1 protein-coding gene and 1 riboswitch are annotated in these 1,018 nt (G+C 62.5%); the gene reads right to left on the bottom strand.

The features are described from left to right. The coding region (gene thiB / locus EN884_RS36895; protein ID WP_128361175.1) for a thiamine ABC transporter substrate binding subunit at nt 1–767 on the bottom strand (767 nt) is incomplete at its 3' end. 43 nt (nt 768–810) lie between these two features. Next, nucleotides 811–925: riboswitch (TPP riboswitch) on the bottom strand. Nucleotides 926–1,018 lie beyond the last annotated feature (93 nt).

Raw genomic sequence — 1,018 nt, 5'->3', positions numbered from 1 at the left:
CCTGTCGTGGTGATACCCGCCACCTCGATCTGCAGATACTCGCCCTCCTCGAAGGAGGCCGCCTGGTAGCGCTCCGTGTTCTCGGCGACCATGTGGTAGGCTGGCGACGTCGTGTAGGACAGCACCATCGGCGCCTCGCCCTTGGTGAACAGCCCATAGGCCTCGCTCCAGCCCGGCGTCACGGTCAGCACCTTGGCCTTGAGCTTGGCCCAGGCCTCGGGTGCCTTGTCGCCATAGACCGACTTGACCCAAAGAAGCAGGCCGAGGCCTGGCGTCGAGGTGCGCGGATCCTGGATGACGATCTTGTCGTTGGCACTGCCTTCGATCAGCTCCTTCAGGCTCTTCGGCGGCGTCTTCATCTTCTGCGTGTCGTAGACGACAGCGAAATAGCCGTAGTCGAAGGGGACAAACGTGTCGTCGCTCCAGCCGCCCGGCACACTGACATCCGTCACCGCGCCATGCGGCGCGAACAAGCCTGACGCCTTGGCATCGGCGGTGAGATTGGTATCCAGGCCAAGCACGATATCGGCCTTGGTCGATGTGCCTTCCAATCTGACGCGGTTGAGCAGCGCGACGCCATCGGCGACCGAGACGAAGTCGACGTCGCAGCCGCATTCGGCCTCGAACTCCTTCTTCACCACGGGACCCGGACCCCAGTCGGCGGTGAAACTCTCATAGGTGTAGACGGTGAGCTTGTCCTTGGCCAAGGCGGGCCCGGACAAGGCCACGACCGTTGCTGAAACAAGAGCGTATAAAAGCGTGCGCATCGGCGCCTCCTTCGTTTGAATTGAAAGGAATTGAGGCGTCGGACTGTCCGAAACGTCTAATCCCTCCGCCGGTACAAACCGGATCAGGTTCAGCGGGTTGGCGAGACTGCCTCTCAGCCGGTCCGCGAAGATCGCGTCCGGCACCCCGTTAGAGCGTTTCGACACATAGGCCGGGCCGATCCGCCATGCAAGCGGGAGTTTGCCGCCTTCCGTTTCCCGTGCCGGGCTGGTAAGGGCCACACGATATGAGC

This window comes from Mesorhizobium sp. M7A.F.Ca.AU.001.01.1.1 (assembly GCF_004022735.1).
Classification (GTDB): Bacteria; Pseudomonadota; Alphaproteobacteria; order Rhizobiales; family Rhizobiaceae; genus Mesorhizobium; species Mesorhizobium ciceri.
The sequence above is the reverse complement of the archived record's forward strand: the minus strand, read 5'-3'. Positions and strand labels throughout refer to the sequence as shown.